The sequence below is a fragment of the Actinomadura fibrosa genome (assembly GCF_900659615.1).
In the GTDB taxonomy this organism is placed as follows: domain Bacteria; phylum Actinomycetota; class Actinomycetes; order Streptosporangiales; family Streptosporangiaceae; genus Spirillospora; species Spirillospora fibrosa.
This window is the reverse complement of record NZ_CAACUY010000017.1, coordinates 67,208-90,949: the sequence shown is the minus strand read 5'-3', so window position 1 is coordinate 90,949 and position 23,742 is coordinate 67,208. Positions and strand designations below refer to the sequence as shown.

Annotated in this window: 23 protein-coding genes; 14 read left to right on the top strand and 9 right to left on the bottom strand. The window is 73.3% G+C overall.

Annotation, left to right across the window (positions count from 1 at the left end):
* From E1300_RS09635 to E1300_RS09625, 3 genes are all read right to left on the bottom strand, one after another.
* Window positions 1-526 (bottom strand): LacI family DNA-binding transcriptional regulator (locus tag E1300_RS09635; RefSeq protein ID WP_207399588.1); only part of this gene is annotated, 526 nt, incomplete at its 3' end.
* Between the two features lie 110 nt (window positions 527-636).
* Window positions 637-1,986, bottom strand: coding sequence for a phytase (locus tag E1300_RS09630; RefSeq protein WP_131756535.1), 1,350 nt, complete (start codon window positions 1,984-1,986; stop codon window positions 637-639).
* A 135-nt stretch (window positions 1,987-2,121) separates the two neighbouring features.
* A complete protein-coding gene (locus tag E1300_RS09625) occupies window positions 2,122-2,859 on the bottom strand; it encodes a GntR family transcriptional regulator (protein WP_242619035.1) in 738 nt (245 codons plus the stop codon).
* Between the two features lie 168 nt (window positions 2,860-3,027).
* On the opposite strand from E1300_RS09625, the gene E1300_RS09620 reads away from it, so the two are divergent.
* From E1300_RS09620 to E1300_RS09590, 7 genes are all read left to right on the top strand, one after another.
* Window positions 3,028-3,909, top strand: a complete 882-nt coding sequence (locus E1300_RS09620; protein ID WP_131756533.1) for a TIM barrel protein — start codon at window positions 3,028-3,030, stop codon at window positions 3,907-3,909.
* Complete coding sequence (gene iolC / locus E1300_RS09615; protein ID WP_131756532.1) at window positions 3,906-4,856, top strand: 5-dehydro-2-deoxygluconokinase; 951 nt, start codon at window positions 3,906-3,908, stop codon at window positions 4,854-4,856. The genes E1300_RS09620 and iolC overlap by 4 nt, the downstream gene beginning before the upstream one ends.
* On the top strand, window positions 4,853-5,761 hold the full coding sequence (locus E1300_RS09610; RefSeq protein ID WP_207399587.1) for a Cgl0159 family (beta/alpha)8-fold protein: 909 nt from the start codon (window positions 4,853-4,855) through the stop codon (window positions 5,759-5,761). Before iolC ends, E1300_RS09610 begins: the two co-directional genes overlap by 4 nt.
* On the top strand, window positions 5,758-6,624 hold the full coding sequence (iolB, locus tag E1300_RS09605) for a 5-deoxy-glucuronate isomerase (protein WP_131756531.1): 867 nt from the start codon (window positions 5,758-5,760) through the stop codon (window positions 6,622-6,624). Before E1300_RS09610 ends, iolB begins: the two co-directional genes overlap by 4 nt.
* Entirely contained in the window at window positions 6,621-8,471 is a 1,851-nt protein-coding gene (gene iolD, locus E1300_RS09600) for a 3D-(3,5/4)-trihydroxycyclohexane-1,2-dione acylhydrolase (decyclizing) (RefSeq protein WP_131756530.1), read from the top strand. The genes iolB and iolD overlap by 4 nt, the downstream gene beginning before the upstream one ends.
* 11 nt (window positions 8,472-8,482) lie before the next feature.
* The gene (locus E1300_RS09595; RefSeq protein ID WP_131756529.1) at window positions 8,483-9,964 is read left to right on the top strand and encodes a CoA-acylating methylmalonate-semialdehyde dehydrogenase; all 1,482 of its coding nucleotides are present in this window, start codon (window positions 8,483-8,485) and stop codon (window positions 9,962-9,964) included.
* Window positions 9,965-10,097: 133 nt separating this feature from the next.
* Window positions 10,098-11,252, top strand: a complete 1,155-nt coding sequence (locus E1300_RS09590; RefSeq protein ID WP_131756528.1) for a DUF5005 domain-containing protein — start codon at window positions 10,098-10,100, stop codon at window positions 11,250-11,252.
* Window positions 11,253-11,335: 83 nt separating this feature from the next.
* Here the strand turns inward: E1300_RS09590 and E1300_RS09585 are convergent, their stop codons facing one another.
* From E1300_RS09585 to E1300_RS09570, 4 genes are all read right to left on the bottom strand, one after another.
* Window positions 11,336-11,560, bottom strand: a complete 225-nt coding sequence (locus E1300_RS09585; protein WP_131756527.1) for a hypothetical protein — start codon at window positions 11,558-11,560, stop codon at window positions 11,336-11,338.
* 77 nt (window positions 11,561-11,637) lie between these two features.
* A complete protein-coding gene (locus E1300_RS09580) occupies window positions 11,638-12,027 on the bottom strand; it encodes a hypothetical protein (RefSeq protein WP_131756526.1) in 390 nt (129 codons plus the stop codon).
* Between the two features lie 147 nt (window positions 12,028-12,174).
* Window positions 12,175-12,855: a cutinase family protein gene (locus E1300_RS09575; RefSeq protein ID WP_131756525.1), complete on the bottom strand. Its 681-nt coding sequence runs from the start codon at window positions 12,853-12,855 to the stop codon at window positions 12,175-12,177.
* Between the two features lie 187 nt (window positions 12,856-13,042).
* Window positions 13,043-14,677 carry a carboxylesterase/lipase family protein gene (locus E1300_RS09570; RefSeq protein ID WP_131756524.1) on the bottom strand — a complete coding sequence of 545 codons (1,635 nt, stop codon included), beginning with the start codon at window positions 14,675-14,677 and terminating at the stop codon, window positions 13,043-13,045.
* Window positions 14,678-14,855: 178 nt separating this feature from the next.
* On the opposite strand from E1300_RS09570, the gene E1300_RS09565 reads away from it, so the two are divergent.
* The 4 genes from E1300_RS09565 (at window position 14,856) to E1300_RS09550 (ending at window position 17,877) form a co-directional block, all read left to right on the top strand.
* On the top strand, window positions 14,856-15,467 hold the full coding sequence (locus E1300_RS09565; protein ID WP_207399586.1) for a TetR/AcrR family transcriptional regulator: 612 nt from the start codon (window positions 14,856-14,858) through the stop codon (window positions 15,465-15,467).
* Window positions 15,468-15,479: 12 nt separating this feature from the next.
* Entirely contained in the window at window positions 15,480-16,718 is a 1,239-nt protein-coding gene (locus tag E1300_RS09560) for a PucR family transcriptional regulator (protein WP_131756523.1), read from the top strand.
* 202 nt (window positions 16,719-16,920) lie between these two features.
* The gene (locus E1300_RS09555; protein ID WP_131756522.1) at window positions 16,921-17,154 is read left to right on the top strand and encodes a chaplin; all 234 of its coding nucleotides are present in this window, start codon (window positions 16,921-16,923) and stop codon (window positions 17,152-17,154) included.
* 159 nt (window positions 17,155-17,313) lie between these two features.
* Window positions 17,314-17,877, top strand: a complete 564-nt coding sequence (locus E1300_RS09550; protein ID WP_442316420.1) for a DUF7691 family protein — start codon at window positions 17,314-17,316, stop codon at window positions 17,875-17,877.
* A 43-nt stretch (window positions 17,878-17,920) separates the two neighbouring features.
* On the opposite strand, the gene E1300_RS09545 is transcribed toward E1300_RS09550, so the two are convergent.
* A complete protein-coding gene (locus E1300_RS09545; RefSeq protein WP_131756520.1) occupies window positions 17,921-18,322 on the bottom strand; it encodes a hypothetical protein in 402 nt (133 codons plus the stop codon).
* A gap of 239 nt (window positions 18,323-18,561) precedes the next feature.
* Entirely contained in the window at window positions 18,562-20,427 is a 1,866-nt protein-coding gene (locus E1300_RS09540) for a serine/threonine-protein kinase (protein WP_165502759.1), read from the bottom strand.
* A 180-nt stretch (window positions 20,428-20,607) separates the two neighbouring features.
* On the opposite strand from E1300_RS09540, the gene E1300_RS09535 reads away from it, so the two are divergent.
* The 3 genes from E1300_RS09535 to E1300_RS09525 all read left to right on the top strand — a co-directional run bounded on the left by E1300_RS09535 (window position 20,608) and on the right by E1300_RS09525 (window position 23,714).
* Window positions 20,608-21,207 carry a PadR family transcriptional regulator gene (locus E1300_RS09535; protein ID WP_131756518.1) on the top strand — a complete coding sequence of 200 codons (600 nt, stop codon included), beginning with the start codon at window positions 20,608-20,610 and terminating at the stop codon, window positions 21,205-21,207.
* A 96-nt stretch (window positions 21,208-21,303) separates the two neighbouring features.
* Window positions 21,304-22,728, top strand: a complete 1,425-nt coding sequence (locus tag E1300_RS09530; RefSeq protein WP_165502758.1) for an MFS transporter — start codon at window positions 21,304-21,306, stop codon at window positions 22,726-22,728.
* Window positions 22,725-23,714, top strand: a complete 990-nt coding sequence (locus E1300_RS09525; protein WP_131756516.1) for a substrate-binding domain-containing protein — start codon at window positions 22,725-22,727, stop codon at window positions 23,712-23,714. The genes E1300_RS09530 and E1300_RS09525 overlap by 4 nt, the downstream gene beginning before the upstream one ends.
* Window positions 23,715-23,742 lie beyond the last annotated feature (28 nt).

The window sequence follows — 23,742 nt, the reverse complement described above, 5'->3', positions numbered from 1 at the left end:
CGGCCACGAAGTCGATGAGCTGCCGCTCGGCGACGCCGTCGGCCACCACGAACGCCGTGACCTGCTCCCCCAGGTCCTCGTGCGGGGTGCCGACGACGGTTACGGCACAGCCGGCGGCGGCGCGCTCGATGTCGGCGGCGGGCATTCCCGGCGAGGCGAGCACGACGCCGTCCGGGCGCAGGCCGAGCAGGTCGTCGAGCGCGGCCCGTTCGCGCGCCGCACGGCCGCGCCCGGTGGTCAGCAGCAGACGGGCGCCGCGCCGGACCGCCTCGTCGGCCAGCCCCTCGTGGACCTCGGCGCACCACGGGTCGCGCAGGTCGGCGAGCAGGACGCCGACGAGCCCCGTCCGGCCGGCCGCGAGGCCGCGCGCCATCATGTTGGGCCGGTAGCCGAGCTCGCGGGCGGCGCGGAGCACCGCCTCCCGGCGCTCCTTCCCGACCTTCGGAGAGCCGCGCATCACCAGCGACACGAGCGCGCGCGACACCCCGGCGCGCGCCGCGACGTCCTCCAGGGTCGGGTGGGCCATGCGGTGATCTCCAGGTGCGGGCGGGCCGCCGCCGTGGACGACGGCGGCGGCCCGCATCGTGCGGTCGATTCGGTTCCGTGGGTCGGTTCGGTGGGTCGGATAGGTGCTTGCTAGTCGCGCGGGTCCCAGTCGCCGGGCGTGATCTCCAGGTCGAGCGGGTCGGCCACATCCTTCCAGTCGACGTACTTGAAGTTCGTGTTCTCGCGGACCTCGCCGCTGCCGTCCACGGCCTCGGGGGTGTTGACGCCGTCGTGGACGACCAGCAGGCCGTCCTCGAACCGGCCGACGGGGGCGCTCGTCACCATCGCGCCGTCGCAGACCTCGGAGCCGTCCACGGTCGCGCCGGGCGCGACGCGGAAGTGGCCGAGGTACCGCTCCGGGCTCTCGCGGTCGTAGACGACGAAGGTGTTGTCACCCTGGCTGGAGGCGAGCAGGTAGCCCTCGCCGTCGTCCTGCCGGTAGATGGTGAGGCCCTCGGCGTCGGCGGTGAGGTGCTTGCCGCCCACGCCCGGGTCGGGACCGCTCGGAGCGCACTCCTCGGTGACAGGGTCGTAGGTGGCGGGGACGCCGAAGTCCTTGACCTTGTCGACGAGCCGCGGCGAGCCGCCGCCCAGCGGGACGCGCCAGATGCCCACGTCCTCCTGCGCCGCGAAGAGGGCGCCGTTCTCGGGGTCGGCGACCATGCCCTCGACCTGGGGGCCCTCGCCGGGATCCTCGCAGGGCGCCCAGGTGCCGCCGCCGGGCAGCGCGAACGAGACCGGCAGGTCCACGTCGCGGACGTGCCGGTAGGTGACGGTGCCCGCGGCGGTGGCCTCCAGCCGGACGACGCCGATCCGGGACGTGTGCCGTTGGCTGACCGCGGCGTAGGACGTGCCGCGCGCGTCCGTCCAGGACGCGAGTCCGTACGCCGTCGCCTGCTCGTTCACCTCGTCGGGCGAGGACGAGAAGACGGGCGCGGCGGCGGGGTCGGTGACGTCGGCGAGCGGGGCCCGGTGGGCCGCGGCCTTCGCCGGGTCGATCGCGTAGGCGCGGACGGTGTCGCGGCCGCGGTCGGACACGACGGCCAGATCCACCTTCCGGCGGCCGAGCTGGAAGCCGTAGACCAGGTCGACGTTGTTGAACCGGCCGGGCTCGTCGCCGGGCCGGGGCGGGGCGGGGGCGGGCAGCCGCTGGATCTGCCGGCCGGCGGCGTCGTACACCGCGAGGCCGCCCTGCTTCAGCGTGGCGACGACCAGGTCGCCGCCGCGGTCGTCCGGATGGCTCCAGATGGCCGGGTCGTCGGCGTTGGCGTCGCCGCCCGCCGCGTCGTCGAAGTTGGGGGGCGTCTCCAGCGTCGCGCGGACCTGCGCGAGCGTGTCGGCGCCGGCCGCGGCGGGCGCCGCGGGCAGGACGGCCGCGGTGAGCGCGACGGCCGCCGCGGCGGCGGACAGCCGGAGGTGGGGGGTGGGTCTCAGCTGCATCCGGTTCCTCCTGATGCGTGGTGCGGACGCCTGCACCGTAAGCATTAGAGCGCTCTAATTCAATAGAGCGCTCTAATCGATCATGAAGTTTCCCCGGCCGCCGGGCCGCGCTCGGCGGCCACCGCCCGATGGCGGCTACCGCTCGACGAGGGTGTGGGCGAAGGAGTACCGGTCGGCGCGGTAGACGTGGCTCCCGTACTCGATCGCGACCCCCTTGTCGTCGTAGGCGGTGCGGGTCATGGTCAGCAGCGGGACGCCGCGCCGCTCGTCCAGGAGCCGCGCCTCGGCCGCGGTCGCGCCGCGGGCGCCGATGGTCTGGTTGGCGATCCGGAGGTTGACGCCGGTCGCGCGGAGCAGCTCGTACAGGCCGTGCTCGGCGAGGTCGGCCTCGGTGATCACGAGCAGGCCGGACGGCAGGAAGTTGGTGAGCAGGGCGAGCGGCTCGTCGCCGGTGCAGCGGATGCGCCGCATCCGGACGACCTCGGTGCCGGGCGGGACGCCGAGCTCCTTGGCCACCGCGTCGTCGGCGGGGGCGGACCCCAGCTCCAGGACCCGGGTGCGCGGCTCGCGGCCGGCCGCCGCCAGGTCGTCGTGCAGGCTGGTCAGCTCGATCGGGCGGCGGATCTCCGACTGCACGACCTGCGTGCCGACGCCGCGCTTGCGCACCAGCAGCCCGCGGTCCACCAGGTGCTGGATGGCCTGCCGGACGGTCGGGCGGGACAGCCCGCAGCGGTCGGCGAGCTCGACCTCGTTCTCCAGGCGGGTGCCCGGCGCCAGCTCACCGGCCCGGATCGCCGCCTCCAGCTGCTGGGCGAGCTGGTAGTACAGCGGCACGGGGCTACTGCGGTCCACGGTCACGCGCGGTCGGTACACCCGGGGCCTCCTTCCGTCCCGACCGATCGTACCCGCCGCGCTGTGCATAACCTATTACCTCATAATGTCCTAACAAAGTGTTGACAGGTGATCGGTGCCTTCAGCACACTCGGCGAGGCGGCGCCGCGTTCCGGCGCCGGGCGCGTCCGTGCGAGAGATGGTGAGCCGATGATCGAAGACCGCGTGGCGGGAGCCCCGATCTCCTGGGGAGTGTGCGAGGTGCCGGGCTGGGGCCACCAGCTGGCGCCCGCCCGGGTGCTGGCGGAGATGCGGGCCCTCGGGCTCGCCGCCACCGAGTTCGGGCCGGACGGCTTCCTGCCCTCCTCCCCCGCCGAGCGCGCCGCGCTGCTCGACGGGCACGGCCTCCGCCCGGTGGGCGGCTTCGCGCCGGTCGTGCTGCACGATCCGGACCGCGACCCGCTGCCCGAGGTTCGGCGGATCCTCTCCGGGTTCGGTTTGGAACGCTCCAACCAGCGCCTCACGCTCGTCCTCGCGGCCGTGCACGGCCTGGACGGCTACGACGCGCGGCCCGCGCTCGGCGCCGCCGGCTGGGCGGCGCTGCTCGGCAACCTGGACCGGATCGGCGCGGTCGCGGCCGAGGCCGGCGTCCGCGCGGTGCTGCACCCGCACGTGGGGACGATGGTGGCGCGGTCCGACGAGGTGCGGCGCGTCCTCGACGGGTCGTCGATCCCGCTCTGCCTGGACACCGGCCACCTCCTGATCGGCGGCACCGACCCGGCCGGCCTCGCCGCGCACGCCCCCGGCCGGATCGCGCACGTCCACCTGAAGGACGTCGACGCCGGGCTCGCCGAGGCCGTGCGGAAGGGCGCCACCTCCTACACCGAGGCGGTCCGGGCGGGCGTCTACCGCCCGCTCGGCGCGGGCGACGTCGACATCGCCGGGATCGTCGGCTCCCTCGAAGGCGCCGGCTACGACGGCTGGTACGTCCTGGAGCAGGACGTGGTCCTCGACGCGGAGCCCGCGCCGGACGCCGGCCCGATCACCGACGTGCGCGCCTGCGTCGACTTCCTCGCCGGGCTTGCCGCATGACCGGATTCGACGTCATCACGATGGGCCGCGTCGGCGTGGACCTCTACCCCCTTCAGTCGGGGGTCGGGTTGGAGGAGGTCGAGACGTTCACCCGGTTCCTCGGCGGCAGCGCGACCAACGTCGCCGTCGCCGCCGCCCGGCTGGGCCGCACCGCCGCCGTGATCACCCGGACCGGCGCCGACCCGTTCGGCCGCTTCGTCCGCCGCGCCCTCGCCGGATACGGCGTCGACGACCGGTTCGTCGCCGACGTCCCCGGCCTGCCGACGCCCGTGACGTTCTGCGAGCTGTTCCCGCCCGACGACTTCCCGCTCTACTTCTACCGCTTCCCCAAGGCGCCCGACCTGGAAATCCGCGCCGACGAACTGGACCGTCCCGCGATCGAGGCGGCCGGGGTGCTGTGGACCACGCTGACGGGGCTGTGCGCCGAACCGTCCCGGACGGCGACGCTCGCCGCGCTCGAAGCCCGCCGCCGCACCGGCCTCACCGTCGTCGACCTGGACTACCGGCCGATGTTCTGGGATTCCCGGGACGAGGCGCGGCGCTGGGCGGGCGAGGCCCTCCGGCACGCGACCGTCGCCGTCGGGAACGCCGCCGAATGCGAGGTGGCCGTGGGCGAGACCGACCCGATGCGGGCCGCCCGCGCGCTGCTCGACCGGGGCGTCGGGCTCGCCGTCGTCAAGCGCGGTCCGGACGGCGTCCTCGCCGCGCACGCGGACGGCCGCACGGCCGAGGCGCCGCCCGTCCCGGTCGAGGTCGTCAACGGCCTCGGCGCCGGCGACGCGTTCGGCGGCGCGCTGTGCCACGGGCTGCTGTCCGGCTGGGACCTGCCGCGCGTCCTCGGCTTCGCCAACGCGGCCGGCGCGATCGTCGCGTCCCGGCTGGCGTGCTCGGCGGCGATGCCGACGGCCGACGAGGTGGCGGCGACGGCGGGGCGGGTGGCCGCATGACGCTCGACCTGCCGGTGACGCCCGCCGGGTCCCGCACGGAGCGGATCGCGGCGCTGGCGGAGACGCGGGCGCTGCGCCCCGAGGCCATCGCCGAGACGGCCGCCCACCGCGTCCGCCGCCCGTCGCCGCTCTCCGCGTCCGGGCGGCTCATGCTCATCGCCGCCGACCATCCGGCCCGCGGCGCCCTGGCCGCCGGCGGCGACCCGCTCGCCATGGCCGACCGGGGCGCGCTGCTCGACCGGCTCTGCACCGCGCTCGAACGCCCCGGGGTGGACGGCGTCCTCGGCACTCCCGACATCATCGAGGACCTGCTGCTCCTCGGCGTCCTCGACGGCAAGGTCGTGATCGGCTCGATGAACCGCGGCGGGCTCGCCGGGACGTCCTTCGAGATCGACGACCGCTTCACCGCCTACAGCGCCGGGGCGATCGCCGCGTCCCGGCTGGACGGCGGCAAGGTGCTGCTGCGCGTGGTCGACGACGACCCGGCCACCGCGCGGACGCTGGAGGGCTGCGCGCGGGCGGTGTCGGAGCTCGCCGGGCACGGGCTGATGGCGATGGTCGAGCCGTTCGTCGCCCGCCGCGTGGACGGCCGCGTCCGCAACGACCTGGCGCCCGAGGCGATGATGCGCGCGATGGCGATCGCGTCCGGTCTCGGGACCACCTCGGCGCGGACCTGGCTGAAGGTGCCCGTCGTCCCCGACATGGAGCGCGTGATGGCGGCGTCCACGCTGCCCGCGTTGCTCCTCGGCGGCGAGGTCCCCGATGATCCGCGCGCCGCGCTGCGGGGCTGGCGCCGGGCCCTGCGGATTCCGAACGTGCGCGGTCTCGTCGTCGGCCGTTCCCTCCTCTTCCCTCCGGACGGCGACGTCGCCGCCGCGGTCGATGCCGCCGTGGAGGTCCTGTGAACGGGAAGCTGCACCTACCCGCCGGTACGACGAGCGACGACCCATACGGGGTCGTGGTGACGCCGGAGTCGGCGGGCTGGTCGTACTCGTCACTGCGGATCCTGGAGCTGCCGGACGGCGGCGCGCACCGGTTCGCGACCGGCGAGCTCGAGATGATCGTCCTGCCGCTGGCCGGGTCGTGCGCGGTGGAGTGCGACGGCGAGCGATTCGAGCTGGAAGGCCGCGGCGGCGTGTTCCGGCGCGTCAGCGACTTCGCCTACGTGCCGCGGGACGCGGAGGTCACGGTCCGCGGACGGGGCCGGTTCGCGCTGGCGGGAGCCCGGTGCGGGACCCGGCTGCGGCCCCGCTACGGGCTGGCCGGCGCGGTTCCGGTGGAGCTCCGGGGCGCCGGGCAGGCGAGCCGCCAGGTCAACGGGTTCGGCACGCCGGAGGGCTTCCCGTTCGCGGAGAAGCTGATCGCGTGCGAGGTGCTGACGCCGGGCGGCTGCTGGTCGTCGTTCCCGCCGCACAAGCACGACGAGGACCGGCCCGGCGAGTCGGTGCTGGAGGAGATCTACTACTTCGAGATCTCCGGCGAATCCGGCATGGCCTACCAGCGGGTCTACGAGTCGCCGGGCCATCCGGCCGACGTGCTGGCCGAGGTGCGCACCGGAGACGTGGTGCTGGTCCCGGGCGGATGGCACGGCCCGTCGATGGCGGTGCCCGGCTACGACCTCTACTACCTGAACGTGATGGCCGGTCCGTCGGCCGAGCGGGCGTGGCGGATCTGCGACGACCCGGCGCACGCCTGGGTCCGCGATACCTGGGACCGGCAGGCGGTCGACTCCCGGCTCCCCCTGACGACCACGGAGGAACGGCCATGAGGCTGACGGTGGGACAGGCGCTGGTGCGGTTCCTGGCCGCGCAGCACAGCGAACGCGACGGGCGGCGGCGGCCCTTCTTCTCCGGATGCCTGGGGATCTTCGGGCACGGCAACGTCGCCGGGATCGGCCAGGCCCTGCTGGAGCACGCGGACGACCTGCCGTACCTCATGGCGCGCAACGAGCAGGCGATGGTGCACACCGCCGTCGGTTACGCCCGCGCGGCCGACCGGCTCGCCACGATGGCCTGCACCACCTCGATCGGGCCGGGCGCGACCAACATGGTGACCGGGGCCGCGCTGGCGACCATCAACCGCCTCCCGGTGCTGCTGCTGCCCGGCGACGTCTTCGCGACCCGTCCGGCCAACCCCGTCCTCCAGGAGCTGGAGGACGCCCGGTCCTACGACGTGTCGGTGAACGACTGCTTCAAGCCGGTGTCGAAGTACTGGGACCGGATCAACCGTCCCGAGCAGCTGCCGAGCGCGCTGCTGGCGGCGATGCGCGTCCTGACCGACCCGGCCGAGACGGGCGCGGTCACCCTGGCGCTGCCGCAGGACGTCCAGGCGGAGGCGTTCGACTGGCCGGACGAGCTGTTCGCCCCCAGGGTCTGGCGGATCGGCCGCCCGGTGCCCGAGCCCGCCGCCCTCGACGAGGCCGCGGCGATCGTGCGCGGCGCGCGGCGGCCGCTGATCGTGGCGGGCGGCGGCGTCATCTACTCCGCCGCCACCGACCGCCTGCGGGACTTCGCCGAGCGCACCGGCGTCCCCGTCGCCGAGACCCAGGCGGGCAAGGGCGCGCTGCCCTGGGACCACGCCTGCGCCGTCGGCGCGGTCGGCGCGACTGGGACGGTGGCCGCGAACGCGCTGGCGCGCGAGGCCGACGTCGTGATCGGGATCGGGACCCGGTACAGCGACTTCACTACCGCGTCCCACAGCCTCTTCGCGCATCCCGGCGTGCGGTTCGTCAACGTCAACGTCGCGCGCCCGGACGCCGTCAAGCTCGGCGGCGCCACCCTGGTCGCCGACGCCCGCGAGGGCATCGACGCCCTCGACCGCGCGCTCGGCGGCTGGTCGGTGCCGGAGGCGCACCGGACGCGGACCCGAGAACTGGCCCTTGCCTGGAAGACCACGGTGGACGCGGCGTTCGCCCTCCGGCACGGGACGCCGCCCGCGCAGTCCGAGGTCATCGGGATCGTCAACGCCGAAGCCGGCCCGCGGGACGTCGTCGTCTGCGCGGCCGGATCCATGCCCGGCGACCTGCACAAGCTGTGGCGGACCCGCGACCCCAAGGGCTACCACGTCGAATACGGCTACTCCTGCATGGGCTACGAGATCGCCGGGGGCCTCGGCGTGAAGATGGCCGCGCCCGACCGCGAGGTGTTCGTGCTCGTCGGCGACGGCTCGTACCTGATGATGGCGCAGGAGCTGACCACCGCGGTCGCCGAGGGGATCAAGCTGGTCGTGGTGCTCGTCCAGAACCACGGCTACGCCTCCATCGGCAACCTGTCGGAGTCGGTCGGTGCGGAGCGCTTCGGCACCCGCCACCGCGTCCGCACCCCCACCGGGCTGGACGGCGACCCGATCCCGGTCGACCTCGCCGCCAACGCCGCGAGCCTCGGCGCCGACGTCATCCGCGCCGCCGACGCCGACGGTTTCCGCAAAGCGCTCCGCCAGGCGATCGAGTCGCCCCGCACGACCGTCGTGCACGTCGAGACCGACCCCCTCGTCCCGGGCCCGGACAGCGAGGCGTGGTGGGACGTCCCCGTCGCCGAGGTGTCGGCGCTGGAGCCGACCAGGGACGCCCGCGCCCGCTACGACGCCGCCAAGAAGGCCCAGCGCCGCTACCTGTGAAAGGGAACTTCATGCGTTCAATCCAGCACTGGATCGACGGTGCCCCGGTCGGCGGGAGCACCGCGGCCCCGCTCCACGACCCCGCGACCGGACGGCCCTCAGGCGAGGTGCTCCTCGGCCGCCGCGCCGAGGTCGACGCGGCGGTGGCCGCCGCCGCGCGGGCGTTCGGCACGTGGTCCGAGGTGTCGCTGACCCGGCGCGCACGGATCATGTTCGCGCTGCGCGACCTGCTGGAACGGCACGAGGACGAGCTGGCCCGGCTGATCACCGCCGAGCACGGCAAGGTCCTGGACGACGCGCGCGGCGAGGTCGTCCGCGGGCGCGAGGTCGTCGAGTTCGCCTGCGGCATCCCGCAGGCGCTCAAGGGCGAGTACTCCGACCACGTGTCGTCCGGGGTGGACGCGTTCTCGTTCCGGCAGCCGCTCGGCGTGTGCGCGGGGGTCGTCCCGTTCAACTTCCCCGTGATGGTCCCGCTGTGGATGCACCCGATCGCGATCGCGTGCGGCAACACCTTCGTGCTGAAGCCCAGCGAGCGCGTGCCCTCGGCGTCCAACCTGATCGCCGAGCTGTACGCGGAGGCCGGGCTGCCCGAGGGCGTGTACAACGTCCTGCACGGCGACCGCGAGACCGCCGACGCGCTGATCACGCATCCCGGCGTGGCGGCGGTGTCGTTCGTCGGGTCGACGCCCGTCGCGCGGCACGTCCACGAGGCGGCGGGCGCCGCGGGCAAGCGGGTGCAGGCGCTCGGCGGCGCGAAGAACCACGCGGTCGTCCTGCCGGACGCCGACCTCGACCTGGCCGCCGACCAGATCACCGCGGCGGCGTACGGGTCGGCGGGCCAGCGCTGCATGGCGGTCTCCGTCGCCGTCGCCGTCGGCCCCGCCGCCGACCCGCTGATCGAGCGGCTCGCCGACCGGGCCCGCGCGATCACGGTCGGGCCGGGCACCGACCCCGCGAGCGATATGGGCCCGGTGATCAGCGCCGCCGCCCGCGACCGCGTCACCGGGCACGTGACGGCCGCCGAACGGGCCGGCGCGAAGGTCGTCGTGGACGGGCGCGACCTGCCCGGCCCCGGCTTCTTCGTCGGCCCCTGCCTGCTCGACGGCGCCTCCACCGACATGGCCGCCTACCGGGAGGAGATCTTCGGGCCCGTCCTGCTGGTGCTGCGCGCCGCGACGCTGGACGAGGCGATCGACCTGATCAACGCCAACCCCTACGGCAACGGCACGGCGATCTTCACCGCGTCCGGCGCGGCGGCGCGGCGGTTCCAGCGCGCCGTGCACGTCGGGATGATCGGCGTCAACGTCCCCATCCCGGTGCCGATGGCGTTCTACTCCTTCGGAGGCTGGAAGGCGTCCCTGTTCGGCGACACCCACGTCCACGGCCCGGAAGGGGTCCGCTTCTACACGCGGGCCAAGGCCGTCACATCCCGCTGGCCCACCCCCACGACCCCGGCCGACACGTCCCTGATGGCCTTCCCCACGTCCAACTGACCGGCATCGCGCGGCCCGACGCGGGCGACGCTGCCAGTCAACGGTGGCCGCTTCGGGTCAGGAGTGGCCGGTGGGCTTGCCGGGGACGGGCGGCGCGGTCACGTTGTGGTGAGTCACTGGAGAGGGCTCCCGCATGATGCTCCGCAGATCCGCTGCCGCCGCCGTCGCCGCCGTGCTCGCCGCCGCGCTGGGGGTGGCCGCCGGACCGTCCGCGTCGGCCGCGCCGCCGGTGGGGACGGTCCAGTCCACCACCGACCTCGGGCCGGTCACCTGGGACTCGCGGATCCTCGGACGGGACGCGGGATTCTCGGTGAAGTGGGGGAACAGCGCGACCTGGATGTTCGGCGACACCGGCATGACCGTCCCCGGTGCCGACGGCGACCACTGGGCCGACAACACCGCCGCGGTGACGACCGACCTGAACGCCGCCGACGGGATCTCGCTCGTCGCGCCCAGCGGCCGGGAGCACACCGACGGCACGGGAGCCCCGACCGAGTACCTGCCGTTCTCGCAGTGGGAGAGCTTCTTCAACTACTCCAACGACCCCGCGCGGTGCGGGCAGCCGGGCGTCGGCGACTGCGGCAAGCAGTACTTCCTGTGGCCGGCGCAGCCGGTCGCGGACCCGGCCCGCAACCGGGTCGTCTACTCGTTCACCACCGGGATCAGGGGCGGCGCGGTCACCGACCCGTTCGGCGAGTACTGGGGCACCGGGTTCGCGGTCTGGGACGCGGCGTCCGGCACCGTCACCCGCCCCGAGACCGGCCCCGTTCCCGGTGGCGCGTCCTGGGACAAGTGGGTGATGTTCCACGGTCAGGAGACGAGCTACATCCCCGCGGTCACCGTCGGGTCCAACGTCTACAGCCTCGGCTGCGTGCGCGACTTCGTCGTCTTCCACTGCTCGCTCGCGCGCGTGCCGCTGGCTGACATCCTCACCCGCAGCGCCTGGCGGTTCTACACGGCCGGCGGGCAGTGGTCGGCCTCCGCGTCCGACGCGGCCCCGGTCTTCGACGGCGCCAGCTCGACGAGCATGTTCTACAACACCTACCTCGGCAAGTACATGGCCGTGTACGGCTACGACCAGGTCTTCTACCGCACGGCCGCCCAACCGTGGGGCCCCTGGTCCGACGAGGCCAAGCTGTTCGACACCGTCCCGGCCGCGACGGGCAACAACTACTTCGGCCTGGCCCACCCCGAGTACGGCGCCGGCAAGACCCTCTACATCACCTACGCGCGTCCCAAGGGCAACAACGGCGGCGAGATCCGCGTCCAGAAGGTCGTCTTCAACTGACCCGCCCGGGTGCGCGGCACCGGCTCGGCCGGCGCGGCCGAGGATCCAGCCGCGCGCGGCCTTCGAGACGGGTCCGGCGGCGGTTAGGGCGGCGAGACCTGCGCGCCGCCGGGGAACGCCTTGGCGGACGCCCCGCAGGCGGGGCATCCCGGCTCGATCCACGGCGGCTGGCTGGGCAACCCGTAGTGATACCAGGTGGTATGGGTGCCGCTCTGGTGTGCCTCGAACATCTGCTCCCAGGTCCAGACGCAGCGCTGGCAGTAGAAACGCCATCGCTGGCTGCTGGTGTGAACGTCCTCGACGCGCATGGCGTCCTCCGCATCGTCCTATGCGTGTGTGGATGCGCGTGCGGACGGCCCGGGACGGGCCGGCCGCGGGAGAACGATCACGTACGGGAGACGCGCAGGGCGATGAGGACGCCGGCGCCGGGCGCGCGGCCGTCCGCGGCGACCGGGGTGGTCGCGCGCGGCACGAGGGCCGGCCGCGGCAGGACGGGGGTGAACTCGCGGGTGAACGTGCGGGGAAGCCGGACACTGGCGGGGCGCCCCGGCACGGCGCTGCCCGGACGGACCGCGGACGGGTCGCTCCGGCCGCTGAGGTCGTCGTCCTCGTCGCCGCAGCCCGGCGAGACGGAATGAACGTTCACCGTCCCGCCCGGCTCGACGGCCGCGGTGACGTCCGCGTGCATGGTCAGCGCGGTGACCAGCGCCAGCAGGACGAACAGCACCCGGGGCCATGACCGGGCGGGTCCCTGCTGGAGCCAGACCTCTCGCACAGCACGAACACTACATCACCGTGCGTAGCGATGTAAGTGCGATGCGTGACAGTACTTGCTCACCCAGTCCACGCGCCCGCCGACCACGGGGGACCTGGTCGGCGGGCGTCGCGGCTGGTCAGGGGGGCTTCAGCCCGCCGGACCGGCTCAGGCCTTCACCCTGTCGGCGGCGAACTGGGCGCCCTGCGGGACGGTCCCGTTGATCGGGTAGGTGAGGTGCGCGCTGATGTCGACGCCGTTGGCGCAGACCGGGTCGCCGAGGTTGCAGAACTCCTTGGCCTTCGACCCGTACAGCCGGCTGGCGCTGTTGATGGTCTGCCCGTACAGGCGGAGCGGGTTGCCGTACACCACCACGGCCTTGACGCGCGGCGCCAGGTTCGTGGGAATGGTGCCGCCGACCCCGAGCAGGGTCGGGATGCCGATGGCGATGTCGGTGACGCTCGCGCCCTGCGAGTACCCGCCCAGGACGAACACCGTGTTGGGGCAGGACGCGGCGACGGACCTGACGTGGTTGCTCATGTCGGTCGCCCCGGGGCCGGCGCTGGTCTGCGCGAGGTCGGCGGCGTAGTTCACCGCGTACGAGCTGACGGACCTGCCCGGCAGATCGGCCTTGATCGCGCTGACCAGCGGGGTCCCGACGATGCCGAGGCCGGGGAGCTCGCCGCTGCCGCGGGCGAACACGACGTCGACGTCGGAGCACGCCGCGGACGCGGCGGTCGTGACGCCGGAGGCGGCGGTCAGGCCCGCGGCGCCGGCGGCGCCGGCGACCGCGACCGCCGTCAGCCGCCGCAGGTACGTGGAGGGAGTCGTCCGCTTGGAGAGGGTCATCGAGTGCCTCTTTCCTGCGCGTTCCGCGCCGGGGGGTGGAAGTGGGAGCTCACGATCGAGCCGATTTCCGGTCGGGGATCGCCACCGTAGGCACTGCCCCCGCCTGCGGGCATCGGTGAAATCACCCACCGGCACGGACCTCCGGGGCCCCGGTCGGTGTTCAGCGTCCCGTCTCCGGGAGACCGGCTCAGCCGGTGGCCTCGGCCCAGATGTCGCAGCGATGGTCCCGGGCGAACGTGGTGAACGCCCCGGTCCCTTGGGAGGTCAGGCGCTGTATCGGTGACGGTCCGGGACGGAGGGCCGGCCAGGTGGGGGTGCCGGAGCCGTTGGGGTCGCCGGTCCGGGCGAAGGCCGTCCAGTAGCTCAGCATCTGCCGCGACAGGCGTCGCTGGTCGGCGTTGAGGCCGGGCACTGGCGGGAGGTTCTGCACCGTCGCGAAGAGGTAGAACAGTTCGGACGCGTGGTAGTCGCCCAGGGGCATCATCGGGTCGATGCCCGCCAGCGGCGGCTCGGGGTCGGCGAACTCATACTGGTAGACCCGCTGGGACCGGGACGCTGCCGCGGCCTGCGCGGTGAAATGGGCGGGGCAGGCGAAGAGGCCGTCGGTGGTGTAGGCGGACAGGGCGAGATCGGCGTCGCCGGCCGACGCCGGCGGGTAGGCGGCGCGCATCGCCCGGGCGGCGGCGGGCGTCCTGAGGTCGATCGCCCGGTCCAGGTCGCCGGCCGTCGCGCGCCGGAACAGCTGGAGGTGATAGCCCAGGGCCGTGAACAGGCGGCCTTCGTCCTTGTTGCTCCCGACCATGAGCGGCACCCGGTGATAGCGGCCGGCCTTGAGCGCCGACGCGGTGTCCTCGGTGACCACGCTGCCGTCGATCACCGGTTCCCAGCTCACGTCGTCCAGCCTGAACAGGCCGCCGAAGTCGCCGGTGAACCTGCTCGCGGGCCGGCTGCGCAGGCACGCGACGGCCGTGCCGGGATCGGTGCACCCCAGGGAGTCCGCGAACCTCCGGCCGATGCGGTACGCCGCGTCCAGGGGCCTCGGCCCCAGGGGCGTGCCGACGCATCCCCCGCTCTCGGAGATCGCCCGGTCGAACAGCCCCCGCGCGGCCGGGGAGATCAGCTGCATGCAGACGCTGTTGCCGCCGGCGGACTCGCCGAAAACCGTGACGTTGCCGGGGTCGCCGCCGAAGGCGCCGATGTTGGCGCGCACCCAGCGGAGGGCCGCCTGCTGGTCGAGGAGCCCGTAGTTCCCGGTCGTCGCGGACTCGCCGGCGAGTCCGGGCAGCGCCATGAACCCGAGGGGCCCGAGCCGGTAGTTCATCGACACGACGACGACCTGGCCGGTGGCCACGAGCGGGGCCGGATCGTACCCCGCGCCGGACCCGAGGATGTAGGCGCCGCCGTGGATCCACACCATCACCGGGAGCCTGCGGTGGGCGGCGCCGGGCGGCGCGTAGACGTTGAGGTTGAGGCAGTCCTCACTGGTGCTTCCCAGCGGGACCGACTGCGGGCACAGCGGCCCCTGCTCGGTGGCGTCGCGGACGCCCGTCCACGCCCGGGGCGGGGCCGGAGGCCTGAACCGCAGCGCGCCCGTGGGGGGCGCCGCGTACGGGATGCCGAGGAAGGTCCGGCCGGCGGAATCGGCCTTGCCGCGCACCGCGCCGCCGGCGACGCGGACCACCGGGCCCCGGCCGGGGGACGCCGCCGACGCGGGCGCCGGGACGGCGGCCGGCGCGGCGAGGAGCACGGCGAGGAGCACGGCGAGGAGCACGGCGAGCGCGCTGGTGGCGAGACGTTTCGGGCACCGGCGGAACGGTTCCATGATCACTCTCCTGGTCCACGGGTCCGCCGACCATAGGCGGCCCCCGGGACGGGCGACCACGCGCGGATCCGAGTACCGGAGGCGTCCGGGTTGTCGCGTTCACGACAGTCGACCGGCCTGACCTGGCACCTTGAATGGACACTTGCTTTTTTATTAACACTTGTCCACTATCGTCGGCGTGAAAGCCGAGCCGATGCCGACCGCCCCCGTTCTGGACCGCCGGGTCCGCCGGTCGAGGGCCTCCCTCGTCCGCGCCGCGATCGACCTGGTGTCGGCGCGCGGGACGGCGGCCGTCCCGCTCTCGGAGATCGCCGAGGCCGCGGACGTGAGCCGGCAGGTGGTGTACCAGCAGTTCGGCGGCCGCGACGAGCTGCTGCTGGAGGCCGCGCTCGACCTGCTGCGCCGGGAGCTGCTGCCCGGACTGGCCGACCTGCCGGGCACCTCCGACCCGCACGCGGTGGCGGCGGCCGTGGTCGGGCACTTCGGGGAGCACCGGCCGTTCTACCGGGCGATCCTGACCAGCTCCTGCGCCTTCGGGGTCAACCGGGCGCTGACCGTCTTCTTCCTGCCGCACAACCGGCAGGCCGTCCGGCTCCTCTGGGGCGAGCAGCTGGCGCCGCAGGAGGCCGAGGATCTCGCGGCCTTCCTCACCGGCGGCTGGGCGGCGCTGATCAACACCTGGATCGTGGAAGGCGACGACCCCCTCGACACCGAAGGGCTCGCCGACCGGCTGGTGCGGACGGTGTCCGCCGTCATCGGGGCGATAGGTCCGTCCATCGCGGCGCGGTAAGGAGCACGGCGGATGAACGATTCCCTCCCTACGGCATCGGCACCCTCACCCTCTGCCGAGACCGCCGGTGGCCTCGGAGGTCAGTCGCTCGCGCTGTACTTCCAGTCCCGGCTGCCGGATCTGCCGGAGAGGGTCCTGGAGGACGTCTGGCGGTCGATCCCGGACATCGCCCGGACCTCGCCGCACTCCCCCGGTCGCGACGACCCGCCCCCCATCGACCGGAGGCTGCGCGCGTTCGTCAGGAACATCGCGGACCCGGGAAGATCCCCTGAGGACCGGGCGAGGATGCACCGCGTCCTGGGACGGAGCGCCTACCTGCACGGCGTCGGCCCCGCCCTCCTGCAAAGCGCCTACCAGGCCGGCGCACGCTTCGCCTGGCGCCGGCTGGCCGAGGCCGTCCGGCGGTCCGGGGCGACCGCCGGCCAGCTCCAGTGCGTCACCGAGGCGGTCCTCGCGTCCGCCGAAGAGCTCGCCGGCCATGCGCTCGCCTCCTACCGGGAGCTGTCCGAAGACACCACCGACACGCTGCACGCGAACCGGCGACGCCTGCTGCGAGTCATCCTGGCCGAGCGCGGGACCCTCGACCCGGGCGTCTTGCCGCGGGCGGCGCACGCGGCGCGGTGGACCGTCCCGCGTACGATCGCCTGCGTCGTCCTCGACCGGACGTGGGAGGCCGGCGAGCGCCTGTCACCGGCCCTCGACCCCGACGTGCTCAGCGACCTCCGCCACCCCGAACCCCGGCTGATCCTCCCTGAACCGGACCGTCCAGGCCGGATCGACCGGCTGCGCCGCGGGCTCCAGGGGACGCGCTTCGCCGTCGGCACCCGGGTGAGCGTGGCCGAGGCGACGCAATCGCTGCGCACCGCCGAGCAGGCCCTGTCACTTCTCCGTCAGGGGACCTTCCCCGGCGCCGACCACGTCCGCTGCGACGAGCACCTCTCCACCCTGCTCCTGCTCAACGACGAGCACCTGGCACGCCGGCTCGTGGAACACCGCATGGCCGCACTGGAAGGGCTCGCACCCGAACCACGCCGGAGGCTCCTCGAAACCCTCCTGGCCTGGCTGAGCACCGGCTCCCAGGCGCAGGCCGCCGCCCGGCTCCATCTGCACCCCCAGACCGTCCGCTACCGCATGCGCCGCCTGGACGAGCTCTTCGGAGACCAGCTCCATGACCCCGCATGGCGGTTCGAGATGGAACTCGCCATCCGCGCCCACCGGCTGCTCCCCGCACCTGCGACCGCGAACACCTGACTAGGAGCGCCACCGGTCCCGGCCGACCGTTCCGTCTCCCGTTGCCGTGACACCCGGCGGACGCCAGAGGCAACCGCCCGTCCCGGACACCGGGAACGCCGCTGCCACCACGTAACAACAACCCAATCAGCGGTGATAACTGTTCGCAGCCACCCAGATACTGTGAGTCCCGGGCAAGCCGGGGCCAAGAGAGGAACCCCCCATGCGCAGGATCGTCCAGGCCATGATCATGATGGGAGCCGCCGCCGCGGCGGTCGCCACCACGACCGTCCCCGCCGGCGCCGATGTCGACGTCGAGGTGAAGAACTCGCCAGGCATCGTGTCCGGCAACCTCGTCCAGGCCCCGGTCGACGTGCCGGTCAACGCCTGCGGGAACACCATCACGGTCGTCGGTGCCCTGAACCCGACCTTCGGCAACGTCTGCGAGGACGTGTAGACCGAACGGCGACGACCAGCGCGCTCACCTCCGAGCGCGCTGGTCACACCGGCCGAGCATCGCCGCCGGGGTCGCGAGCGCCTGAAGCGTCGGTGCCGGGTGCCATAGTGCGGACAGGAAGCGAGCCACGGCAGCCGGAGGTGGGTCAGGTTGAGCTACATGCTGATGCCGTACGCGGTGAACGTCGAGCACCTGCGCACACCGCACGCGTTCACCGCCGACCCGGCGGAGTTCCTGGCCTGGCTGGAGGACCTGTACTGCACCGGAGACGAGCTCGCCCCCACCCCCCAGTCGATGCGGCGGCTCTTCTACGCCGAGGATCTCAGCGACGTCGACGGCGACCAGGGTGCCGTCTACGGCTACACCCTCGAAGCTCTGTGCATGCGGTTCGGCGCACTTCTCGACAGCGACCAGTGGGCCTCGATGCGGTTCGGCTGGTTCGACCGTGTGCAGGAGGAGCTCACCCGCGCCGGCGGCCGGTTCGATCTACTCGGCCTGGTCTTCTCGGGACCCCCGGTGTCCCTGCCGCCCATCGACGACTTCCCAGGCATCGGCCACGTGCCGCGCGCCGCGATGCCCCAGCGCGCCGAGGAGCTGCGCGCCGCGGACCTGTCGACGATCGACGACCCGCAGGTGGTCGCCGCGATCCGGCAGGTGAGCGGCTGGCTGGACTGGTGCATGTCCGCTGAAGACGACTTCGACCTGGTCACCTTCTACAGCTGACCATCCGCATGGTGCGGGCCTCGATGCCGGACGGCGGCGCGTCTCAGGCGACCTTGACGATCTTGCAATTGATGCCCCCGGATCCGATCGGAGCCTGCGCCGCGGTGGTTCCGCCGAAGGTGTTCGCGCCTCGGACCTCGAACGTCCGGCGGCCGATCCGCCGGTCCGAGGCGGCGTCCACGACCTCGACGGTGACCGAGTAGCGCGTCGCGTCCCCCGTGATCGTTCCGTTGATCGTCACCGTGCCCTGCGATCCGCTGGTGTTCACCTGGCAGTCGACGTCGGCGCGGTAGCTCTTCGCGCCGAGGGACGGGGCGCTCCCTCCTCGCCCCCCGTCCAGGTAGAGCACGGCGAGCACTCCCAGCAGCAGCGCCGAACCCAAGGCGACGATCAAGTAGGTCTTCCACCTGGGACGCCGGCGCGAGCCGTGGTCATCACCGGCCATGGTCCACTCGTGAGTCGGCATCCTGTCCCGTCACCCTGTTCGATCCTGCTAGGCGAAGTCGCGCGGGTCAGCATATAGCTCGGCAAGTCCTTTGTGATCTTGAGACGGCGTCCGTCCCTAGCCGGTGGGACGAGCCGTCGGGCGGCTGATCCGGGGGCTCGCAGCACCGGTCGCATGGCGCTTCACCAGTGGCGAACGTCGCGGGCATCGGGCGTTGGCCCGGGTGTGGAGGGCGGGCGTCACGGGGGCAGGGCGGTCGTGGCGGCGCGGGCGAGGTCGGTGGCGGTGGTGCAGAGCCAGGTGGTGGGGCGGGCGCCTTTGACGGTCAGGTGCAGCATCTCGATCGCTTCGCGGCCGTTCCGGTCGATGTAGGTGCGGTAGACCACTCGTGTCAGGCAGGATTTCGGACCGTTGCCGTCGGGCTCGACGAAGGCCTGGTGCCGGTCGAGCTGGACGATGGCGCCGTCGCTGGCGGTGAGGGGTTCGCCGCGGTCGAAGCGGAACACCACCTGGAGGTCCTCGGTGGTGCTGCGCCAGCGGCAGTACCAGCTGCCGAAGCCGATGTCCTGGTGGCCGGCGTCGATGCCGGGCACGGCGTTCAGGGCTCGGGGGCTCAGGAGCGTGCAGGGGTTGTGCATGGCCAGTGACCGTGCCGGCGGTGGTGGACGGCGGGCGAGCGGTCCCCGGTTCAGGACCGCGATCGCGCTCGCGGCCGCGGTGTCGGCGATGGCGCACAGGGGCGCGACCGCGCGGCCGAGCTGCTGGACGAGGATGAGGACGTAGGTGTCGGGGTCGCTGGACGGCAGCAGCAGTGTCCGCCTGCACATGCGGCCGTCCGGGCGCTGCGAGTGCAGGCGGATCCTGCCGATCTGCCGGGCCGGGCCGCCGGACTCGGGTGCCGGCGCGCGGTTGAGGTCCACCTTGACGTCCACGAGGCCGGCCGGCCGCGAGGTGAGCATGACGTCGCACTGGTCGAAGTTGCCGTAGTCGTCGACGAGCTCGGCGGTGCCGAAGCGGCCGAGCGCCGCGGGGTCGGCCAGGGCGCAGGGATCGGCGGTGCGCGGCTCCGCGATGATCGACGAAGCGGCCGCGGGGCGCTGGGTGCGGTGCCGCAGCCGGTCCCATGCGCTGCCGCTCAGCGCCGTCAGAGTGATCATCAGAACGGCCACGGTGACGACTGTGACCGTCCTTCGATGACGCTGGGACCAGCTGCGCAGGCGCTGCCTCCGGTCGCGTCGCTCATGCCCGGACCGGACGTCGCCGCTGGGCTGGGGATCGCTGCGAGTGTCCGGTGGGACCGGGCTGTCGGCGGGAAGCGGGTCGGCGTCGTCCGCGGTCTGATGGGCCAGGTGTTGCAAGGTTCGCTGTACATCGGCGATGCCGGGGCGGCGGTGGGGTTCCTGTCGCAGCATCGCGACCAGTAGGCCGCGCAGCGGCCCGGTCCCGGCCGGGATGTCGACCGGTCCCCCGGCTGCGGGCCGTCGGGGCGGGCCGCCCAGGACGAGGGCGCAGAGCGCGGCGCCGAGCGAGAAGGTGTCGGAGGCGGGTTCGGGACGTCCGTCCAGCACTTCGGGAGCGGCGTAGGCGGGAGTGTGGCTGATCGGCCCTCGCGGGGTGAGGGTGTCGCTCCCGGGGACGCGGTAGGCGGCGCCGAAGTCGGCGAGCTTGGCGGTCCCCTCATCGGTGACCACGATGTTGCCGGGCTTGACGTCGCAGTGGACGATGCCCGCGGCGTGCAGCGCCCCCAGCGCGTCGGCGATCTGCGCGCCGATGTGCGCCACGTCCCGCGGCGGGATCGGCGGGCGCCGGTCCAGGCTGCCGCCGGGGACGTACTCCATCACCATCCAGCAGGTGTCCCCGGCCGCCGAGGCGACGTGCACCGTGTCATACAGCACGACGACGTGCGGGTGGCTGAACCGTGCCAGCGCGCGGGCCTCGGCGCGCAGGCGGCCGGAGCTCATCGCCCCATCGCCGGGCAGCGCCCGCTTCAGGGCGACCCGGCGGCCCAGCATCAGGTCCTCAGCCACCCACACCTCACCGGTCCCGCCGCGGAGGGGCCGGCTGATCAGCAGGTAGCGACCGTTGATCTCCGTTCCCGCGCGCACCTCGCCTCCCGTCCTCGAACCGAAGACCCGCAGACCCGAATCTAACGCGTGACCGGACGACCACATACCGTTTCCGAGACTGCCGCCCCTTCCGCTCCCGCGGACCGGACGGCCCGTTTCGGTGCGGGCGGGCGACTAGGTTCGTACGTACGTAACGGGAGACATAGGGGTTGCACCGGGATGTCACTACGACATGCGCTGCTGGCGACGCTCGACGCGGGGGCGATGACCGGCTACGAGCTGGCCAAGACGTTCGACCAGTCGGCCAATCGGGTCTGGCATGCCACCCATCCGCAGATCTATACCGAGTTGCGGAAGCTCGAACGGGAGAACCTGGTGGTGGCCCAGGAGGAGCCGCGCGGGACGCAAGGCAAGGCCACCAAGCGGGCTTACACGGTGACCGAGGCAGGCCGCGAGGAGCTGTGCCGGTGGGTCGCCACGGTGGAGGAGCCGACGCTGCCCCGGGACGTCGCCCATCTGAAGGCGACCTATTTCGAGTACGCGCCGCCGGACGCGGCGCGGGAGCAGTTCGCGGCGCACCGCGCCTACCACGCCGAGCAGCTGCGGCGCTGGGAGTGGCATGTCGAGCAGTTGCGGGCGCGGGGCACCGATCTGATGCAGCGGCGGCTGGCCAAGGCGCCGAAGGAGCGGCACGCGGCCATCGTCGCCTACAAGGTCCACGTGTACGAGGGCATGGCCGAGCGCGCCCGGGCCGAGGTGGCCTGGGCGGAGCGGGGTCTCGCCCTCGTGGACGAGCTGGAGCGCGACGGATTTATGTAAGCAGATACGTAAACATTGACACACATGGTCCTCGTGGTTAGCGTGAGCCGCCTCACGTCGCCGCCGAGCCGGCGGAACGTATCCCCAGGAGGTCCCATGCCCACCCCGGCCACAGCGAGAGAGGTCAACGGCCGTGCGGCCGTGGTCACGCTCACCTATCTCGGGTTCGCGCTCCAGCTCGTCCAGGTCGGCCTGCTGCCGCTGCTGCCGACGATCGGCGGCGCGCTGCACGCCTCGACGGCGGGGACCGCGTGGATCCTGACCTCGGGCCTGATCTCCGGGGCGGTGTTCCTGGCGGTGCTGACCAGGCTGGCCGACCTGATCGGGAAGCGGCCGGTGATCCTGCTGGCCATGGCGCTGGTACTGGCCGGCTGCGTGGTCTGCGCCCTCGCCACGAGCCTGGCGGTGATGATCGTCGGCCGCGTCCTGATCGGGGCCCAGCTCCCGATGCTGGCGCTGCCCGAGGCGATCGCGAGCGACACGATGTCGCCGCGCCGCGCGCAGACCGCGATCTTCAGCGTCCACGTCGGAACCGGCCTCGGCGTGGCGGGCGGCCTGCTGCTCGGCGCGCTGGTCGGCGCGCATCCGGGCGACTGGCGGCTGTTCTTCGTGATCAGCGCGGTGGCCGCGCTGCTCGCCCTGGTCACGACCGTCGCGTTCGTGCGGGACTCCGACGCCCGCGCCGCCGGCGGGCTCGACCTTCCCGGCGCGCTGCTGCTCACGCTCGCGCTGGTCGCGTTCCTCCTCGGCCTCAGCCAGGGTCCGGCCTGGGGGTGGGGCTCGGGCCGCGTCGCCGGGCTGCTGGCCGGCGGGGCCGTGCTCGGCGTCCTGTGGTGGCTGCGGGAGCGGTCCGCCGACAAGCCGCTGATCGACGTGTCCTACCTGCTGCGCCGCGACGTCGGCCTCCCGTACGCCATGACCTTCCTCATCGCCGTCGGGATCTACGGGTCGCTGTCGGCCATCACCCGTCTCGCCCAGACGCCCGAGGCCTCGGGGTTCGGGTACGGCTGGACGGCCCTGGGCGCCGGCTGGTACGCCCTGCCGCAGGCCATCGGCAGCGTGCTCGGCATCGTGGTGCTGCGGACGGCCCGGCGGCGCGGCCTGGTCTCGGCCGCGGCCATCGGCTTCGCGCTCATCGTGGCCGGCTTCGCCGCCTACGCGTTCGGCCACGCGCACGCCGGGGCCACGCTGCCCGCCCTGGCCCTCGACTCCTGCGGGCTGGCGGTGACGCTGGCCGCCACCCAGCTGCTGGTGGTGCGGGCCGTCCCGGCGCACGAGTCGGGGATCGCGCTGGGCCTGTCGGTCGTGATGTACGCGGTCGGCAACTCGGTCGGCAGCGCCGTCTTCGGCGTGCTGTTCACCGCCCTCACCGGGCCGTCCGGCAAGCCCGCCCTCAGCGCCTACGTCGCCGGCTTCGCCGTCTGCGGAGCCTGCGCGCTGCTGGCCCTGCTGCTCTGCGCGCCGCTCGGCCGGCTCCGTTCCGCCGCCCCCGCCACGACCGTCGAAGGAGCACCCGCGTGACCCGTCTGAGCCTGTCGTTCGCCTGCGAGGACTACGACCGGATCCGCGCGCTGCGCGACGGCCGCGTCGTCCCCGAGGGCATCGACCTGAACGTCGTCGCGCTGCCGGTCGAGGAGACCTTCTACCGGCAGGCGCGGTACCGGGAGTTCGACGTCAGCGAGATGAGCCTGTCCACCTACCTGCTCACGCTCGACCGGCCGTCGCCGCCGTTCGTCGCGCTGCCGGTCTTCCCGTCGCGGTCCTTCCGGCACCAGTCGGTCTACGTCAACACCGCGGCCGGGCTCACCGGCCCCGCCGACCTGCGCGGACGCCGGGTCGGCCTGCCGGAGTACCAGCTCACCGCGTGCGTGTGGCAGCGCGGCATCCTGGCCGAGCACTACGGCGTCCCGGTCGAGTCGGTGCGCTACTTCACCGGCGGGCTGAGCCAGCCGGGCAGGATCGAGAAGATCGGCCTGGACCTGCCGCCCAAGATCAGCGTGACCCCCATCGGGCCCGACCAGACCCTCTCGGCGATGCTGGCCGAAGGGGAGCTGGACGCCGTGTACTGCCCGGGGACGCCCGCCGGGTTCGGCACCGACCCGCGGCTCGGCCGCCTGTTCCCCGACTTCCAGGCCGAGGAGCGCGACTACTACCGGCGGACCGGCATCTTCCCGATCATGCACACGGTCGTGATCCGCCGCGAGGTGTACGAGCGGCACCCGTGGATCGCCCGGTCGCTGACCAAGGCGTTCATCCAGGCGCTGGACTTGGCCTACACCGACCTGGCGCAGCGCAACGCGCTGAAGGTCATGCTGCCGTGGCTGGAGCAGCACCTGGCCGAGACGCTGGAGGCGCTCGGAGCCGGGTACTGGGACTACGGCCTGGAGCGCAACCGGCACGTGCTGGAGACCTTCGCCCGCTACTCCGCCGAGCAGGGCTTGGCCGCCCGGCCCCGCACGGCGGAGGAGATCGTGCTCGCCCAGGCCGACGACGGTTTCCGCCTCTGATCCAGTCACGTCGGGACGCGATGGCGCT